The sequence below is a fragment of the Bacteroides sp. RTP21281st1_H5_RTP21281_210402 genome (assembly GCF_040918965.1).
GTDB classification, from domain to species: domain Bacteria; phylum Bacteroidota; class Bacteroidia; order Bacteroidales; family Bacteroidaceae; genus Bacteroides; species Bacteroides congonensis.
Window position 1 is genome coordinate 64,666 of the sequence record NZ_JBCOWR010000013.1, and the last position, 16,757, is coordinate 81,422.

The window sequence follows — 16,757 nt, forward strand, 5'->3', positions numbered from 1 at the left end:
GTGCCTTTCTCAACCCCTGAGAGCAGAAAAAGAAAAAACAATATATAAAATGAATCACAAATGGAATTATCGACCCATTACACCCGAACAGGCAGAGACAAGCCAAACATTGGCCCAAGAATTAGGGATTAGCCCGATACTTGGACAACTTTTGGTGCAGCGGGGAATAACGAAGGCAACGGACGCCAAGAAGTTTTTCCGCCCGCAATTGCCCGACCTGCATGACCCGTTCCTGATGAAGGACATGGATATTGCAGTAGAACGTCTGAACAAGGCGATGGGAAAGAAAGAACGTATTCTAATTTATGGAGATTATGACGTAGACGGTACTACCGCCGTGGCACTGGTCTACAAGTTTATTCAACAGTTCTATTCGAACCTTGATTATTACATACCCGACCGCTATAACGAAGGGTATGGCATTTCTAAAAAAGGAATAGACTATGCCGCTGAAACCGGTGTAGGACTGATTATCGTACTCGATTGCGGAATAAAAGCAGTAGAGGAAATTACGTATGCCAAAGAGAAAGGCATTGATTTCATCATCTGCGACCACCATGTGCCGGATGATATTCTGCCGCCTGCTGTAGCTATTTTGAATGCTAAACGCCTGGACAATACGTATCCGTACACTCACCTTTCCGGTTGTGGTGTCGGTTTCAAGTTTATGCAGGCATTCGCTATCAATAACGGTATCGAGTTTCACCACTTGATTCCGCTGCTTGACATCGTAGCGGTAAGTATCGCATCGGACATTGTGCCGATTATGGGCGAAAACCGCATTCTTGCCTTTCATGGCTTGAAGCAATTGAACAGCAACCCGAGTATCGGAATGAAAGCCATTATCGACGTATGCGGACTTTCTGAAAAGGAAATCACCGTCAGCGATATTGTTTTCAAAATCGGGCCGCGCATCAATGCGTCGGGACGTATCCAAAACGGAAAAGAAGCGGTGGACTTACTGACGGAAAAAGACTTCTCAGCCGCGCTTGAGAAGGCCGGACAAATCAATCAGTATAACGAGACTCGCAAAGACCTCGACAAGAGTATGACGGAAGAGGCGAACAAAATCGTTGCCAACCTGGAAGGGCTGGCCGACCGCCGTTCTATCGTGCTTTACAATGAGGAATGGCATAAAGGCGTGATTGGTATCGTAGCTTCCCGGTTGACGGAAGTGTATTATCGCCCTGCCGTGGTGCTGACCCGGACGGATGATATGGCAACCGGTTCCGCACGTTCCGTTTCTGGTTTTGATGTATATAAGGCGATTGAGCATTGCCGGGACTTACTGGAGAATTTTGGCGGGCATACCTATGCCGCCGGACTGTCTATGAAAGTAGAGAATGTGGATGCTTTCACCAAGCGGTTTGAGGAATATGTCTCACAACATATCCTGCCGGAACAGACGAGTGCCGTTATTGACATTGATGCCGAGATCGATTTCAGGGATATTTCTCCCAAGTTCTTCAATGACCTGAAGAAGTTCAATCCTTTCGGCCCTGATAATTTGAAACCTGTCTTCTGTACGCATCACGTCTACGATTATGGAACGAGCAAAGTGGTGGGGCGCGACCAGGAGCATATCAAGCTGGAACTGGTTGACAATAAATCGAACAATGTAATGAACGGTATCGCATTCGGGCAAAGCTCACACGTGCGTTATATCAAGACCAAACGTTCGTTCGACATCTGTTACACCATCGAAGAGAATACCCACAAACGTGGTGAAGTCCAACTTCAAATCGAGGATATAAGACCGATTGAATAAGTATCAGGAGATATTAAAACAATACTGGGGATATGACTCTTTCCGCGACTTGCAGGAAGAGATCATTACCAGTATCGGCGAAGGTAAAGATACATTAGGACTGATGCCGACCGGTGGCGGTAAGTCCATCACATTTCAAGTACCTGCCCTCGCCCAGGAAGGGCTTTGTATCGTCATTACCCCGCTTATCGCCTTGATGAAGGATCAGGTGCATAATCTGCGTAAACGAGGTATCAAAGCACTTGCCGTATATTCCGGCATGACACGCCAGGAGATTATCACCGCGCTTGAGAACTGTATCTTCGGTGATTACAAATTCCTCTATATCTCTCCGGAACGTCTGGATACGGAAATATTCCGTATCAAACTGCGTTCCATGAAGGTATCCATGATTACCGTGGACGAGAGCCACTGTATCTCGCAATGGGGATACGACTTCCGCCCCGCTTATCTGAAGATAGCGGAAATACGGGAGTTATTGCCGGGAGTTCCGGTACTTGCACTTACCGCTACCGCGACTCCGGAAGTCGTGAAAGATATTCAAGCCCGCCTGAATTTCCATGAAGGAAATGTTTTCCGTATGAGTTTCGAACGGAAGAACCTGGCGTATATTGTCCGCAAGACGGATAATAAGACGAGCGAATTATTACATATCTTACGAAGAATACCGGGTAGTGCCATTATTTATGCCCGCAACAGACGACGAACCAAAGAAATCACCGAACTGCTGGTAAATGAAGACATTACCGCTGATTTCTATCATGCCGGACTTGATAACGCCGTGAAAGACCTCCGGCAGAAACGCTGGCAAAATGGAGAGGTTCGCGTAATGGTGGCGACAAACGCTTTCGGAATGGGCATTGACAAACCGGATGTCCGCATCGTACTGCATCTCGATCTTCCCGATTCTCCCGAAGCATATTTTCAAGAAGCCGGACGTGCGGGAAGAGACGGGGAAAAGGCTTACGCTGTCATCTTATATTCCAAATCAGATAAGACGACGCTACATAAACGGGTAGTGGATACTTTTCCCGACAAAGAATATATCCTCAATGTCTACGAACATTTGCAGTATTACTACCAGATGGCGATGGGAGACGGATTCCAGTGTGTCCGCGAATTCAATATCGAGGAATTTTGCCGGAAGTTCAAATACTTTCCGGTGCCGGTAGACAGTGCGCTGAAAATACTGTCCCAAGCCGGTTATCTGGAATATACGGACGAACAGGACAATGCGTCACGTATCCTGTTTACGCTTCGGCGGGATGAGTTGTATAAGTTGCGCGAAATGGGTGCGGAAACGGAAGCACTGATACAGACCATTCTACGCTCATATACAGGCGTGTTCACCGACTATGCCTATATCAGCGAAGCATCCCTGTCCATACGTACCGGACTGACACGTGAAAAGATCTACAATATACTCGTGACACTGACCAAACGCCGCATCGTGGATTATATTCCCCGCAAAAAGACACCTTATATTATATACACGCGCGAACGTCAGGAACTTCGTTTCGTACATATTCCGCCTTCTGTCTACGAAGAACGCAAAGTCCGTTATGAAGCGCGCATCAAGGCGATGGAAGAATATGTCACTTCGGAAGATGTATGCCGCAGCCGGATGCTGCTCCGCTACTTCGGGGAGAAAAATGAACATAACTGCGGACAATGCGATGTTTGTATCAGCCATCGTGCAACGGATGTTACCCTATCCGAAGACTCTTTCGAAGAACTGAAACAGCAAATCACAGAATTACTGGCACAGAAACCGCTGCTCCCTGTAGAGATAGCTAATAAAATAGAAGCGGAAAGAGAGAGAGTCGCGGAAGTCATCCATCATTTATTGGAAGAAGGCGCATTGAAGATGCAGGATGGAATGATACATATTTCAAAATAAGTTATTACTTTTGCAGATAAACTTAAAAACAACATATCATGCCGAACTTTTTTAAATCTTTCTTCTCCGGCAAGTCTGAAACTCCGGAGAATGAAAAGCAGAAAAACGATCAGAAAAGATTCGATATTTTCAAATATGACGGTTTGCGTGCGCAACGTATGGGACGTCCGGATTATGCCATAAAATGTTTCACTGAAGCTCTTGCTATTGAGGAAGAGTTTGAAACAATGGGGTATCTCAGCCAACTCTACATCCAAATGGGAGATACGGCAAAAGCCCGCGAACTGTTGGAGAAAATGGCTGTAATGGAACCGCATATCACGAATACCTTCCTTACATTAGCCAATGTATGTTTCATCCAGGAAGATTATCAGGCGATGGAAGAAGCCGCCAACAAGGCGATTGCCATCGAAGAAGGAAATGCCGTAGCACATTATCTCCTGGGAAAAGCCCGCCAAGGACAGGACGACGACTTGATGACCATTGCTCATCTCACGAAGGCCATCACTTTGAAAGATGATTTCATCGAAGCCCGCCTGCTGCGTGCGGAAGCCCTACTGAATCTGAGACAGTACAACGAAATGATGGAAGACATAGATGCTGTACTTGCCCAAAATCCGGAAGAAGAAACAGCCATACTCCTGCGCGGGAAAGTGAAAGAAGCGAACAGACAGGCTGAAGAAGCGGAAGCGGACTACCGGCTTGTCACGGAAATAAATCCTTTCAACGAACAGGCATACCTATATTTAGGCCAACTTTATATCAACCAAAAGAAACTGACGGAAGCCATCGCTCTGTTTGATGAGGCTATCGAACTGAACCCGAATTTCGCGGAAGCCTACAAGGAACGCGGACGTGCCAAACTGTTGAACGGAGACAAGGACGGTTCTGTGGAAGATATGAAGAAGTCACTGGAATTGAATCCGAAAGATGAAGCCAGCTTAAACGGTGAATTCAAGAACCTGGAACCAAAGTCGGAAGCACTTCCCGGCATCTTTTAAGTGTCCTTTTCATATATTTCAGGCAAGAAAACAAAAAAAGTATCGCTTTTTGTTTGCGTTTAACAGAAAAGTATTACTTTTGTCCCCAGAATTAGAAACCAAAGCAAAAAACAAAGACTCGTATGAGATCATTTACTTATGCATATTACTTCTTTTTTTACTTTTACTTTAGCAACAAAGTAGAGCGGGAGTTTGTATGTATCAAGTGACAGTGATGCTTAAGGACTGAATAGAGAAATCAATCATATGAATCCCGCTCCGATATGGACGCGGGATTTTTTTATATAATACATTAGAACAATGAAAAAGATAGCAATTCAAGGAACACTCGGCTCATATCATGATATCGCCGCACACAAGTACTTCGAGGGAGAAGAAATAGAGTTAATCTGTTGTGCCAACTTCGAGGACGTGTTTAGTTCGATACGAAAAGACAGCCAGGTTATCGGAATGCTAGCCATCGAAAATACGATTGCGGGAAGCTTGCTGCACAACAATGAGTTGTTGAGACAAAGCGGTACGCAGATTATCGGTGAATACAAACTGCGTATTTCTCACAGCTTCGTCTGCCTGCCCGATGAAAGTTGGGAAGACCTGACGGAAGTTAACTCCCATCCCATCGCCCTGATGCAATGCCGTGATTTTCTGAATCAGCATCCGCAACTGAAAGTGGTGGAAGGCGAAGATACCGCCCGCAGCGCTGAAATCATCAAAAAGGACAATCTGAAAGGGCATGCAGCCATCTGCTCCAAGGCAGCGGCAGAACGCTACGGAATGAAAATCCTTCAGGAAGGTATCGAAACTAACAAACACAATTTCACCCGTTTCCTGGTCGTTGCCGATCCCTGGCAGGTAGACGGACTTCGCCAGCATCACGCCAACGCAACCAATAAGGCAAGTATGGTATTCACTCTACCGCATACCGAAGGCAGTTTGTCACAAGTATTATCTATTCTATCTTTTTACAATATTAATCTGACCAAGATACAATCGTTGCCGATTATCGGACGTGAATGGGAATATCAATTTTACGTAGATGTAGCTTTCAACGATTACCTAAGATATAAGCAATCTATTGCAGCAATCACTCCATTAACTAAAGAACTCAAAACATTAGGCGAATATGCAGAAGGAAAGTCAAATGTATAAGATCGCTCCTGCCGACAGACTGGCAAGTGTAAGCGAATACTACTTCTCCAAGAAACTGAAAGAGGTAGCACAGATGAACGCAGAAGGAAAAGACGTTATCAGCCTGGGTATCGGAAGCCCTGATATGCCGCCTTCGGCAAAGACCATCGAGACATTGTGCAACAATGCCCACGACCCCAACGGACACGGTTATCAGCCGTATGTAGGTATCCCTGAACTTCGCAAAGGTTTCGCCAATTGGTATCAACGCTGGTATGGAGTAGAACTGAATCCGAATACGGAAATACAACCATTGATCGGTTCGAAAGAAGGTATCCTTCATGTCACGCTGGCATTCGTCAATCCGGGTGAGCAAGTGTTGGTTCCGAATCCGGGATACCCTACTTATACCTCTCTAAGTAAGATACTCGGCGCGGAAGTTATCAACTATGACCTGAAAGAAGAAGATGGTTGGATGCCTGACTTCGAGACTTTGGAAAAGATGGACTTAAGCCGTGTGAAGCTGATGTGGACTAACTATCCGAATATGCCGACTGGTGCTAACGCAACTCCCGAACTGTATGAACGTCTCGTTGATTTCGCCCGTCGCAAGAATATTGTGATTGTGAACGATAATCCGTATAGCTTCATACTGAATGAAAAACCTATCAGTATCCTGAGTGTGCCGGGGGCTAAAGAATGTTGTATTGAGTTCAACTCCATGAGCAAAAGCCACAATATGCCGGGATGGCGTATCGGAATGTTAGCGTCGAACCCTGAATTCGTACAATGGATATTGAAAGTAAAAAGCAATATCGACAGCGGAATGTTTCGCGCCATGCAGTTGGCGGCAGCAACAGCCTTGGAAGCAGAAGCAGACTGGTACGAAGGCAATAATGAGAATTATCGCAACCGCCGCCATCTTGCCGGTGAAATTATGAAAACATTGGGATGTACTTACGATGAAAAGCAAGTAGGAATGTTCCTTTGGGGAAAGATTCCGGCTTCTTGCAAAGACGTAGAAGAACTGACGGAAAAAGTGCTACACGAAGCAAGAGTGTTTATCACGCCGGGATTTATCTTTGGCAGTAACGGAGCAAGATATATTCGTATCTCCCTCTGCTGCAAGGATGCAAAATTAGCGGAAGCATTGGAAAGAATCAAAAGACTCTGACCGTTCACAAGAAAAGGAGATTGTTGATAATCAAAAACGATATCCCGCCAGAGTCGTTACAATAAACAAGAATAAAAGTAAAAACAAATAAGAATATGGAACTCGAATCAATTTTATTACCGGGCATTGAAGCTAAAAGACCGATTGTCATAGCCGGCCCATGTAGTGCAGAGACTGAAGAACAAGTGATGGATACAGCCAAGCAATTGGCAGCTAAAGGGCAAAAGATATTCCGCGCAGGAATCTGGAAACCGCGTACCAAACCGGGTGGTTTCGAAGGAATCGGTGTGGAAGGTCTTGCCTGGCTGAAAGAAGTAAAGAAGGAAACTGGTATGTATGTTTCTACCGAAGTAGCAACCGCCAAGCACGTTTATGAATGTCTGAAAGCCGGAATTGATATCCTTTGGGTAGGTGCACGTACTACTGCGAATCCTTTCGCCGTACAGGAAATCGCTGACGCTCTGAAAGGGGTAGATATCCCTGTACTTGTCAAGAACCCTGTGAATCCTGACCTTGAATTATGGATCGGAGCTTTGGAACGTATCAACAATGCAGGTCTGAAACGTTTGGGTGCTATCCATCGTGGTTTCAGCAGCTACGATAAGAAGATTTACCGTAATCTTCCCCAATGGCACATTCCTATCGAACTGCGTCGTCGCATTCCTAATCTCCCGATTTTCTGTGACCCGAGCCACATCGGTGGAAAACGTGAACTGGTGGCTCCGCTCTGCCAACAAGCGATGGACTTGAATTTCGACGGGCTGATTGTAGAAAGTCACTGCAACCCGGATTGTGCATGGAGCGACGCTTCGCAACAGGTTACTCCCGATGTACTCGATTACATTCTCAACCTGCTGGTTATTCGCACCGAAACCCAATCTACGGAAAGTCTGAGCCTATTGCGCAAACAGATTGACGAATGTGATGATAACATCATCCAGGAACTTGCAAAAAGAATGCGTGTTGCCCGTGAAATCGGTACATTCAAGAAAGAACATAGTATCACGGTACTCCAAACCGGACGTTATAATGAGATTCTCGAAAAACGCGGTACACAAGGAGAGCAATGTGGCATGGATGCCGAATTTATGAAGAAAATCTTCGAAGCCATCCACGAGGAATCTGTTCGTCAGCAGATGGAAATTATCAATAAGTAGTCAGGTATTGACTACTTACTATTAAATAAATAAGAATATGAGAATATTAATCCTTGGAGCCGGAAAAATGGGTTCCTTCTTTACTGATATTTTGAGCTTTCAACACGAGACGGCCGTGTATGACGTCAACCCGCACCAGTTGCGCTTTGTCTATAACACGTATCGTTTCACTACATTAGAGGAGATTAAGGAATTCGAACCGGAACTGGTTATTAATGCCGTCACCGTAAAGTACACGCTGGATGCTTTTCGTAAAGTACTGCCCGTACTTCCCAAAGACTGTATCATTAGTGACATTGCCTCTGTAAAAACAGGACTGAAGAAGTTTTATGAAGAAAGCGGTTTCCGTTACGTTTCCAGTCACCCGATGTTTGGCCCAACTTTCGCCAGTCTTAGTAACCTAAGCAGCGAAAATGCCATTATCATCAGTGAAGGGGATCATTTGGGAAAGATATTCTTCAAAGACCTCTACCAAACGTTACGGCTGAATATTTTCGAATACACATTCGACGAACATGACGAGACAGTAGCCTACTCGCTTTCTATCCCGTTCGTCTCGACTTTCGTATTCGCGGCCGTAATGAAGCATCAGGAAGCTCCGGGAACTACGTTCAAGAAGCACATGGCTATCGCCAAGGGATTGTTGAACGAGGATGATTATCTGCTTCAGGAAATCCTGTTCAACCCGCGTACTCCGGGACAAGTGACCAATATCCGCACCGAGTTGAAAAACCTTCTCGAAATTATCGAAAACAAGGATGCGGAAGGGATGAAAAAGTATCTGACGAAGATTCGGGAGAAGATTAAATAATTCCTAACCGGCATATAAGATTTAACGATCCCCTGCAAAAAAGTTCTTTGCAGGGGATTTTTTTATATGTACCTTTGTATCCGCAAAAACAGATTCACAGGAGAAAGAATGATAGATCAAGTTACCATAGACCGAATATTGGACGCGGCACAGATTATGGATGTCGTTTCAGATTTTGTCACCCTGCGCAAGCGTGGTGTCAATTACGTCGGTTTGTGCCCGTTTCATAGTGACAAGACACCTTCTTTTTACGTTTCTCCCGCCAAAGGGCTTTGCAAATGCTTTGCCTGTGGCAAAGGTGGAAATGCGGTGCATTTCATCATGGAACACGAGCAGATGTCTTATCCGGAAGCTCTGAGATACCTTGCCAAGAAATACAATATCGAGATTAAGGAACGGGAGCTGAGCGATGAAGAGAAGTTTGTGCAGAGTGAACGCGAAAGTCTGTTTATTGTTAATAACTTCGCACGCGACTACTTTCAGAATATACTGAAGAACCATATAGACGGTCGTAGCATCGGTATGGCTTATTTCCGTAACCGTGGTTTTCGGGATGACATTATCGAGAAGTTCCAATTGGGATATTGTACTGATAGTCATGATGCTTTCTCCAAGGAAGCTTTACAGAAAGGATATAAGAAGGAATATCTCGTAAAAACAGGACTTTGCTATGAGACAGACGATCATCGTTTGCGGGATCGTTTTTGGGGACGTGTCATTTTCCCCGTTCATACTCTTTCCGGTAAAGTAGTGGCCTTCGGCGGACGTGTGCTTGCCAGTGCCACCAAAGGCGTAAAAGTCAAATATGTCAACTCTCCAGAATCGGAGATTTACCATAAGAGTAACGAATTATACGGTATCTACTTCGCCAAACAGGCGATTGTGAAACAAGACCGTTGTTTTTTGGTCGAGGGCTATACGGATGTTATTTCCATGCATCAATCCGGTATAGAAAACGTGGTAGCTTCTTCGGGAACGGCTCTTACACCGGGACAAATCCGTATGATTCACCGGTTCACCAATAATATGACTGTGCTCTATGACGGCGACGCTGCAGGTATAAAGGCTTCTATCCGAGGCATTGATATGCTGCTTGAAGAAGGCATGAATATCAAAGTTTGTCTGCTGCCCGATGGCGACGACCCGGACTCTTTTGCCCGCAAACATAACTCTACGGAATTCCAAGCCTTCATATCGGAGCATGAGACGGACTTTATCCGCTTCAAGACCAACTTGCTGCTGGAAGATGCCGGAAAAGATCCTATCAAACGGGCAGAGTTGATCGGCAACTTGGTACAAAGCATCTCCGTCATACCGGAAGCGATTGTACGGGATGTATATATCAAAGAATGCGCACAGTTACTGCATGTAGAAGACAAACTGCTGGTCTCGGAAGTTGCCAAAAGAAGGGAAACACAAGCAGAAAAACGTGCCGAACAGACTGAACGTGATCGCCGGATTGCCCAGCGAACAGCTACGATGGCTCAACAAGGTCAGCAGGGAGAAGCGAATGGTAATATCCCCATGACGGACGGTGATGTTCCGTTACCACCGGAAGTTACTGATGCCGGATATACAGAAGCCCCTTTCCCGCCACAAGAAGATAACTATGCTTCTTTTATTCCACAGGAAGGAAAAGAAGGACAGGAGTTCTATAAATTCGAGCGACTGATATTGCAGGCGGTAGTCCGCTATGGAGAAAAAGTCATGTGTAATCTGACGGATGAAGAAGGAAACGAGATTCCGGTGACCGTTATAGAGTACGTCATCAATGACTTGAAAGAAGATGATTTGGCTTTTCATAATCCGTTACACCGCCAAATGTTGTCGGAAGCCGCCGCACATATGCACGATTCAGGTTTCGTAGCGGAACGCTATTTTCTGGCACATCCCGATCAGGTTATCAGTAAACTGAGTGTGGACTTGATTAATGTACGTTATCAGCTTAGTAAATATCATTCCAAGTCACAGAAGATTGTGACAGATGAGGAACGTCTTTATGAACTGGTTCCAATGCTGATGATTAACTTCAAATATGCCATTGTAACGGAAGAGTTAAAGCATATGCTTTATGCTTTGCAAGACCCTGCACTAGCGCACGATAATGAAAAGTGCGATTCGTTGATGCAACGCTATAATGAACTAAGAACAGTCCAAAGCATTATGGCTAAACGCCTGGGAGACCGCGTCGTTTTACGCTAATCTCCTAAGGCGGGAAACTGTTTATACCCGCCCGTGTTGAATAAGATTCATAAACTCTTCGCGAGTCTTTGCCTGATTGAAGGCGCCTGTAAAATCTGAGGTAGTAGTAATAGAGTTCTGCTTTTCCACACCACGCATCTGCATACACATATGTTTTGCTTCCACTACAACCATCACTCCCAATGGATTCAGTGTTTCCTGGATACACTCTTTGATTTGCAGCGTCATGCGTTCCTGCACTTGCAGGCGATGAGAGAAAATATCGACTACACGGGCAATCTTGCTCAACCCGGTGATATAGCCGTTAGGGATATAAGCCACGTGCGCCTTTCCGTAGAACGGCAGCATATGATGTTCGCAGAGAGAGAAGAAATCAATGTCCTTTACAATCACCATCTGACTATATTCTTCCTGGAATTTAGCAGAGCGGAGCACTTCGTGAGGATCCATATGGTATCCCTTTGTCAAACTCAACATTGCCTTAGCCACCCGTTCCGGAGTTTTCAACAACCCTTCCCGTTCAGCATCTTCGCCCAACAAAGTTATAATACTGTGATAATGACTTTTCAACTCTTCCAGATTCGGAGAGATAATTTCTTCTTTTCCTAACATGATAGATTTATAAAGGGATATTTATCTGATCTCTTACAATAGAGACCTCTTTGAACACACCGGTAGCTTTCAACCGACGCATCATTGCGTCCGCCTCTTCAATGCTCCTGAAGTCACCCACACGGCAAAGCCAACGGGGAGGAGTGAATGAAGTATATATCGGCAACTCCGGGAAATACTCTTTAACACGTGAGGCTACATGATAAGCATCATTCTTAGCCTGACGGGTATTATTACCGGCATACGCCTGTATCCGGTATCCGGAAGTCTTTATTACTTTCTGTTCTCCTGTCGCAGGACGTTCCACACCAATCAGAGCTCCAATACGGGGGTCTTGATGAATAGTCACCTTTCCCTGTCCCGGCACTGTACGTTCCAGGCTTTTGACAATGCCCTGTGCTTGTGCGCCGACACTTGCCAAGACCAACAATAAAGTAAGTAAAGCTAGTTTTCTCATTTTATAAATAATATTAGGCACGGATTATGCGGATTACACGGTTTCTGATTTCATACACTAAACCGTGTAATCCGTGAAATCCGTGCCCGAAATAAGTTTTAATTATGCGTTAAATGCATCAATGATACCTTTGAAATCAGATACTTTCAAAGCAGCACCACCAATCAAACCACCGTCAACGTCCGGGTTAGAGAACAGTTCTTTTGCGTTAGAAGGCTTACAGCTACCACCGTAAAGGATAGAAGTATTATCAGCGATTTCCTTGCCATACTTGTCAGCCACGATTGAACGGATGAAAGCGTGGATTTCCTGTGCTTGTTCAGGAGTAGCAGTTTTACCTGTACCGATAGCCCAAACCGGTTCGTAAGCCAACACAATCTTAGAGAAGTCTTCAGCAGACAGAGAGAATACAGATTCCATCTGAGCAGCTACTACTTCATTCTGCTTGTTAGCTTCGCGTTCTTCCAATACTTCACCGATACAGAAAATCGGAGTCAGACCGTTAGCCAAAGCCAATTTTACTTTTTCTTCAAGGATAGCAACTGTTTCACCGTAGTAAGCACGACGTTCAGAGTGACCCAGAATTACATATTTAGCACCGGTAGAAGCAACCATTTCAGCAGAAACTTCACCTGTGTATGCACCTGACGCTTTGTCTGCACAGTTTTCAGCACCTACACCGATCTTGGCAGCGTCTACCAACGGAGTAACAGAAGCCAAGTGAATAAACGGAGTACAGATGATTACATCACAATTGGGCTTTTCGTTAGCCAATGCTTCGTTCAGTTCTTTTGCCAAAGCGATACCCTCTTGAAGGGTTTTGTTCATTTTCCAGTTTCCTGCGACAATGTTCTTTCTCATTTTGTTTTCTTTATTTAAAGGGTTAATAAATTTACTATTCTCTTATTTACGATTTTCTATTTAATAGTCTATGGCTTCACCCCGTTGGAGTTATCCACTGACATTGGCGCGTTGTCTGTCGGCTTCCGGGCACTGTCCGTCAGTTCTTGGACTTCAGTTGCTTTCAGGGCATCTTCCTGCTGCTTCCTCTTTACGGATTTCCGTTCTCTACGACGAACCACCAAAACATCCACTCCCAATACCAGCAACAATGGTATGATGAACCACAAGAATACGTATCCCACGGTGTGAACATCGCTCTCCATCTTTTGTTGTCCCAACGGTATATTTTCCAGTTTGTCAGTCAGCACATACTCATCCGGTATATCCTCGTCGCTCCATTTATTCAGAATCGTTCCGTTCTTTATCAACATCAATCCCGGATTAGAACGTACCATCGTCTTCAACGTTATATCATCCATCTGGCAGAAAGGATATTCCGCTCCGGTCTTATCCTTCCACAATTCTATCTGTTCTTCCGGTGAAGAGGTCAGGCAATAGAACTTATAGCCATGCTCCACCGAGTAGTCATATATTTCGTTAATCAAGTCAATGTTACTGTCATCCGCTTCTTCAATCCGATGGGCGACCAACAGGAAAGTGTATCCCATATCAGTCAATACATCTTGTGTAATATCATCTCCGGTGCTCAAGTCCATCATGGAGAAATCGTGGATGGCCGGTTCATATCCTTTCTCTTTGAGTACAGTGCGTGTGTCTACAAATGTCCATGTACTGTCCGGGTAGTTATCCAGCGTAAATTCTTTCTTTTCTCCGTTTTTCTCCAGGATAAAGACACTTTCATATACACTAGGTTTTGCTCCTTCGGGCATTGTCATTCCCTCCAGGATATTCTTTCCTATCTTGTAGGGGCGAAAATCTAAAACCGGCAGACGATCCAAACAATAGAATGACAGGGTAAATACAAAAAACAATGTGTATAAAGAAACCAGCCATTCCATTTTCACACTAATAAAGCGGGTCAGCATCGTCCTATAGTGGAATGCTGCAATTGCTGCAAGTAGCAATATGACATTCTTGCCAAATGTTTCCCAATTTGTCAACACCCACGCATCACCAAAACAACCGCAGTCCGAAACCGGATCGAAGAGGGCAAGATACAAAGTCAGTGGTGTCATGACAATCATCAGCATCAGTGCCAACGAAGAAGCGAGCGTTCTCCGCGTACCAAAGAACAGGGAGATACCGACAAAAAACTCAATGGCAGACAGTACTATACCGCCCAGCAAAGGGAAAAATGAAGGAAACCAGGAAGCCATGCCGAATGCAGTCAGATAATCCTGTATCTTATACTGGAAGCCCAGCGGATCAACTGCCTTGACAAATCCGGAAAAGATGAACGAAGCCGCCAAAAGAAAGCGACCGGTATTCGCTATGACTTTCTGAATAATATGTAAGTTCTTATCCTTCAAATTCTATCTTTATGAGTCCGAAAACAGAGTAATTTATCATATCCATGTAATTGGCATCAATTCCCTCGGATACCAACGTATTGCCGGATAGAGTTTCAATCTGCTTGGTGCGGTATATCTTCATCAGAATCAAGTCTGTGTAAGAGCTGACACGCATACTACGCCAAGCTTCATCATAGTCATGGTTCTTGGCAAGCATCAGTTCCAATGCTTCCTTGGCATATTTATCGTATAAAGCCATCGCTTCTTCATTGCTGATATCGGCAGATTCGGCATATCCCAGTTCCAACTGGATAAGTCCGACGATGCCATAATTGACAATCGCAATAAATTCGGCACGGATTCCTTCGTCAATCAAGGTCACCCCCTTGGTTTCAATACTACGGATCCGGTTGGCTTTGATAAAAATCTGGTCGGTTACTGAAGCCGGACGCAGAATACGCCACGCAGGCCCGTAATCGTGCAGCTTCTTGGAAAATAAGTCACGGCACAAAGCGATGACATGTTCAAATTGTTGCTTGGTATCTTTCATCTTCTTCCAAATAGTGCACAAAGGTAACAATAATTAAGTAAAAACAGAAAGAGGGCACTCTAAATTATATTAAAGTGCCCTCTTCAAAAGCTATTGTATTACTGTTTTATAAGCAAGCGAGTTTATGAACAGCGCAAAACCTGTCCGATACGCAAAGTTGTAGTCGGCTTGATGCGGTTCAATTTACAAAGTGTACTGACTGACACTCCACGCAATTTGGCAATGCGGGACAAAGTATCACCACTCTTCACCTTGTGATAACGAATTGCGCCATCAGCCACCTGAGTATCATGTGAGCCTGCGCGTTTCACGCCTTTTGTCTTCCTGAACGTATAAGTATCGGCTACGATATCCTGTTTGGGGAAGTCAAACATATAAACCGGATTAATTGCAATTCCCAGGAAACGGGTTTCAAAATGAAGATGTGAACCAGTAGAACGTCCTGTATTACCACCCAAACCGATTACTTCTCCGGCTTTCACCAATTGGTTTTCTTCAACCAATTGCTTGGACAAGTGACCATATACAGTTTCCAATCCATTATCATGACGGATAACGACATATTTACCATATCCTCTACGCTCGTATTTTACAATACGCACTTTACCATCGAATGCGGCAACAATAGTATCACCGATATTCACTTTCAAGTCCAGACCATTATGCATTCTTCTCCAACGAGGGCCGAAAGGCGAAGTAATTTTCGTACTCGGAGTCGGCATATGGAAACCTGTCAGGTCGATAGTGTAAGTTTCGGGGATAATGGCATTTCCGTAAGCGTGTACATACTGGTTGTTCCAGTTAGGATAAAGACTTAGGGCGGGATATTCGGATTGTTCGGCACGGATTTGCTTTTGCAAGGCCAAAGAGTCTACTGATTTTAGTTTTTTGTCTATCGGTGCCTGGCGGGCAATCAGGTCTTGAGAGAAAGAGCTCAGACTAACCATAGCCGCTACAGCTACCAATCCAGTTTTAATAATGCAATTGAAATTCATTCGTTCTTTGTCAATTCATTTAATATTCGTCGTTAGCATACAGGTAGTCAAACGTCGCCTGTTTGTATTCGAATATTTCTTCCGGTTTAAAAAATCTCATTAATTCAATAGCTGCGGTTTCCGGTGAATCAGAAGCATGAACTATATTCTCTTGAAAGCTCATACTGTAATCTCCACGAATGGTTCCCGGAGCAGCCAGACGTCCATTAGTCGGTCCCGCCAACGTACGGACTGTTTGAATAGCATCCACACCCTCGAAACAACAAACGATAACAGGAGCTGTCATCATGGAATCTTTCACACGTTGAAAGAATTCTTTGCCACTGAGGTGGGCATAATGTTCGCTTAGTAATTCATCAGTCAGTTGCATCATCTTCATGCCGGCCAACCGTAATCCTTTACGTTCGAAACGATGAGTAATCTCACCAATCAATCCCCGTTGAAGGGTACATGGTTTTAAAATGACCAGCGTTTTTTCAAGCATAATACTCGACTTTTCAATTGGTTAAACGATACATTTACTAAAAAAATTCCCCCAAAGGTAGTATTTTCCTTTGAAACAGCAAGAGAGTTATTAACTATTTTTCAGATGGTTAGCGACAAAAGGGATAAGAAATGAGTCTTTAAACCCCTATAAATAGGAGAGATAGGGACTAAATATGTTATGCAACACATTTACGCAAATAA

15 protein-coding genes are annotated in these 16,757 nt (G+C 44.5%); 8 read left to right on the forward strand and 7 right to left on the reverse strand.

The features are described from left to right. The first annotated feature begins 49 nt into the window (after positions 1 to 49). The 8 genes from recJ to dnaG all read left to right on the forward strand — a co-directional run bounded on the left by recJ (position 50) and on the right by dnaG (position 11,141). Entirely contained in the window at positions 50 to 1,768 is a 1,719-nt protein-coding gene (gene recJ, locus AB5443_RS18135; RefSeq protein ID WP_044654326.1) for a single-stranded-DNA-specific exonuclease RecJ, read from the forward strand. Next, complete coding sequence (locus AB5443_RS18140; RefSeq protein WP_277135217.1) at positions 1,761 to 3,668, forward strand: ATP-dependent DNA helicase RecQ; 1,908 nt, start codon at positions 1,761 to 1,763, stop codon at positions 3,666 to 3,668. The genes recJ and AB5443_RS18140 overlap by 8 nt, the downstream gene beginning before the upstream one ends. 38 nt (positions 3,669 to 3,706) lie before the next feature. Continuing rightward, positions 3,707 to 4,669, forward strand: a complete 963-nt coding sequence (locus tag AB5443_RS18145) for a tetratricopeptide repeat protein (protein WP_277135218.1) — start codon at positions 3,707 to 3,709, stop codon at positions 4,667 to 4,669. Positions 4,670 to 4,969: 300 nt separating this feature from the next. Continuing rightward, positions 4,970 to 5,818 carry a prephenate dehydratase gene (locus tag AB5443_RS18150; RefSeq protein WP_073347562.1) on the forward strand — a complete coding sequence of 283 codons (849 nt, stop codon included), beginning with the start codon at positions 4,970 to 4,972 and terminating at the stop codon, positions 5,816 to 5,818. Next, positions 5,793 to 6,971, forward strand: a complete 1,179-nt coding sequence (locus AB5443_RS18155; protein ID WP_073347561.1) for a pyridoxal phosphate-dependent aminotransferase — start codon at positions 5,793 to 5,795, stop codon at positions 6,969 to 6,971. The genes AB5443_RS18150 and AB5443_RS18155 overlap by 26 nt, the downstream gene beginning before the upstream one ends. Positions 6,972 to 7,066: 95 nt before the next feature. Next, positions 7,067 to 8,128 (forward strand): bifunctional 3-deoxy-7-phosphoheptulonate synthase/chorismate mutase type II, encoded by a 1,062-nt coding sequence (locus tag AB5443_RS18160; RefSeq protein ID WP_277135219.1) that lies wholly within the window; start codon positions 7,067 to 7,069, stop codon positions 8,126 to 8,128. 37 nt (positions 8,129 to 8,165) lie between these two features. Continuing rightward, entirely contained in the window at positions 8,166 to 8,939 is a 774-nt protein-coding gene (locus AB5443_RS18165) for a prephenate dehydrogenase/arogenate dehydrogenase family protein (RefSeq protein WP_277135220.1), read from the forward strand. Positions 8,940 to 9,047: 108 nt separating this feature from the next. Then, positions 9,048 to 11,141 carry a DNA primase gene (gene dnaG / locus AB5443_RS18170; protein ID WP_277135221.1) on the forward strand — a complete coding sequence of 698 codons (2,094 nt, stop codon included), beginning with the start codon at positions 9,048 to 9,050 and terminating at the stop codon, positions 11,139 to 11,141. Positions 11,142 to 11,162: 21 nt separating this feature from the next. Here the strand turns inward: dnaG and folE are convergent, their stop codons facing one another. The 7 genes from folE to ndk form a co-directional block, all read right to left on the reverse strand. After that, positions 11,163 to 11,753 carry a GTP cyclohydrolase I FolE gene (gene folE / locus AB5443_RS18175; RefSeq protein WP_022137713.1) on the reverse strand — a complete coding sequence of 197 codons (591 nt, stop codon included), beginning with the start codon at positions 11,751 to 11,753 and terminating at the stop codon, positions 11,163 to 11,165. A gap of 7 nt (positions 11,754 to 11,760) precedes the next feature. Next, complete coding sequence (locus tag AB5443_RS18180; protein WP_044653642.1) at positions 11,761 to 12,210, reverse strand: SPOR domain-containing protein; 450 nt, start codon at positions 12,208 to 12,210, stop codon at positions 11,761 to 11,763. Positions 12,211 to 12,312: 102 nt separating this feature from the next. After that, positions 12,313 to 13,071, reverse strand: coding sequence for a triose-phosphate isomerase (gene tpiA / locus AB5443_RS18185; RefSeq protein WP_022137715.1), 759 nt, complete (start codon positions 13,069 to 13,071; stop codon positions 12,313 to 12,315). Between the two features lie 68 nt (positions 13,072 to 13,139). Continuing rightward, positions 13,140 to 14,543 carry a BT_3928 family protein gene (locus AB5443_RS18190; RefSeq protein WP_277135222.1) on the reverse strand — a complete coding sequence of 468 codons (1,404 nt, stop codon included), beginning with the start codon at positions 14,541 to 14,543 and terminating at the stop codon, positions 13,140 to 13,142. After that, entirely contained in the window at positions 14,533 to 15,075 is a 543-nt protein-coding gene (locus tag AB5443_RS18195) for a DUF1599 domain-containing protein (protein WP_022137717.1), read from the reverse strand. Before AB5443_RS18195 ends, AB5443_RS18190 begins: the two co-directional genes overlap by 11 nt. 122 nt (positions 15,076 to 15,197) lie before the next feature. Then, positions 15,198 to 16,070 carry a peptidoglycan DD-metalloendopeptidase family protein gene (locus tag AB5443_RS18200; protein WP_022137718.1) on the reverse strand — a complete coding sequence of 291 codons (873 nt, stop codon included), beginning with the start codon at positions 16,068 to 16,070 and terminating at the stop codon, positions 15,198 to 15,200. A gap of 19 nt (positions 16,071 to 16,089) precedes the next feature. Continuing rightward, a complete protein-coding gene (ndk, locus tag AB5443_RS18205; RefSeq protein WP_044653644.1) occupies positions 16,090 to 16,554 on the reverse strand; it encodes a nucleoside-diphosphate kinase in 465 nt (154 codons plus the stop codon). Positions 16,555 to 16,757: the final 203 nt, after the last annotated feature.

Bases quoted from the DNA above. Each gene is read 5' to 3' on its own strand.
- recJ (WP_044654326.1), top strand. From the start codon at position 50: ATGAATCACAAATGGAATTATCGACCCATTACACCCGAACAGGCAGAG.
- AB5443_RS18145 (WP_277135218.1), top strand. From the start codon at position 3,707: ATGCCGAACTTTTTTAAATCTTTCTTCTCCGGCAAGTCTGAAACTCCG.
- AB5443_RS18150 (WP_073347562.1), top strand. From the start codon at position 4,970: ATGAAAAAGATAGCAATTCAAGGAACACTCGGCTCATATCATGATATC.
- AB5443_RS18155 (WP_073347561.1), top strand. From the start codon at position 5,793: ATGCAGAAGGAAAGTCAAATGTATAAGATCGCTCCTGCCGACAGACTG.
- AB5443_RS18160 (WP_277135219.1), top strand. From the start codon at position 7,067: ATGGAACTCGAATCAATTTTATTACCGGGCATTGAAGCTAAAAGACCG.
- AB5443_RS18165 (WP_277135220.1), top strand. From the start codon at position 8,166: ATGAGAATATTAATCCTTGGAGCCGGAAAAATGGGTTCCTTCTTTACT.
- dnaG (WP_277135221.1), top strand. From the start codon at position 9,048: ATGATAGATCAAGTTACCATAGACCGAATATTGGACGCGGCACAGATT.
- folE (WP_022137713.1), bottom strand. From the start codon at position 11,753: ATGTTAGGAAAAGAAGAAATTATCTCTCCGAATCTGGAAGAGTTGAAA.
- AB5443_RS18180 (WP_044653642.1), bottom strand. From the start codon at position 12,210: ATGAGAAAACTAGCTTTACTTACTTTATTGTTGGTCTTGGCAAGTGTC.
- tpiA (WP_022137715.1), bottom strand. From the start codon at position 13,071: ATGAGAAAGAACATTGTCGCAGGAAACTGGAAAATGAACAAAACCCTT.
- AB5443_RS18195 (WP_022137717.1), bottom strand. From the start codon at position 15,075: ATGAAAGATACCAAGCAACAATTTGAACATGTCATCGCTTTGTGCCGT.
- AB5443_RS18200 (WP_022137718.1), bottom strand. From the start codon at position 16,070: ATGAATTTCAATTGCATTATTAAAACTGGATTGGTAGCTGTAGCGGCT.
- ndk (WP_044653644.1), bottom strand. From the start codon at position 16,554: ATGCTTGAAAAAACGCTGGTCATTTTAAAACCATGTACCCTTCAACGG.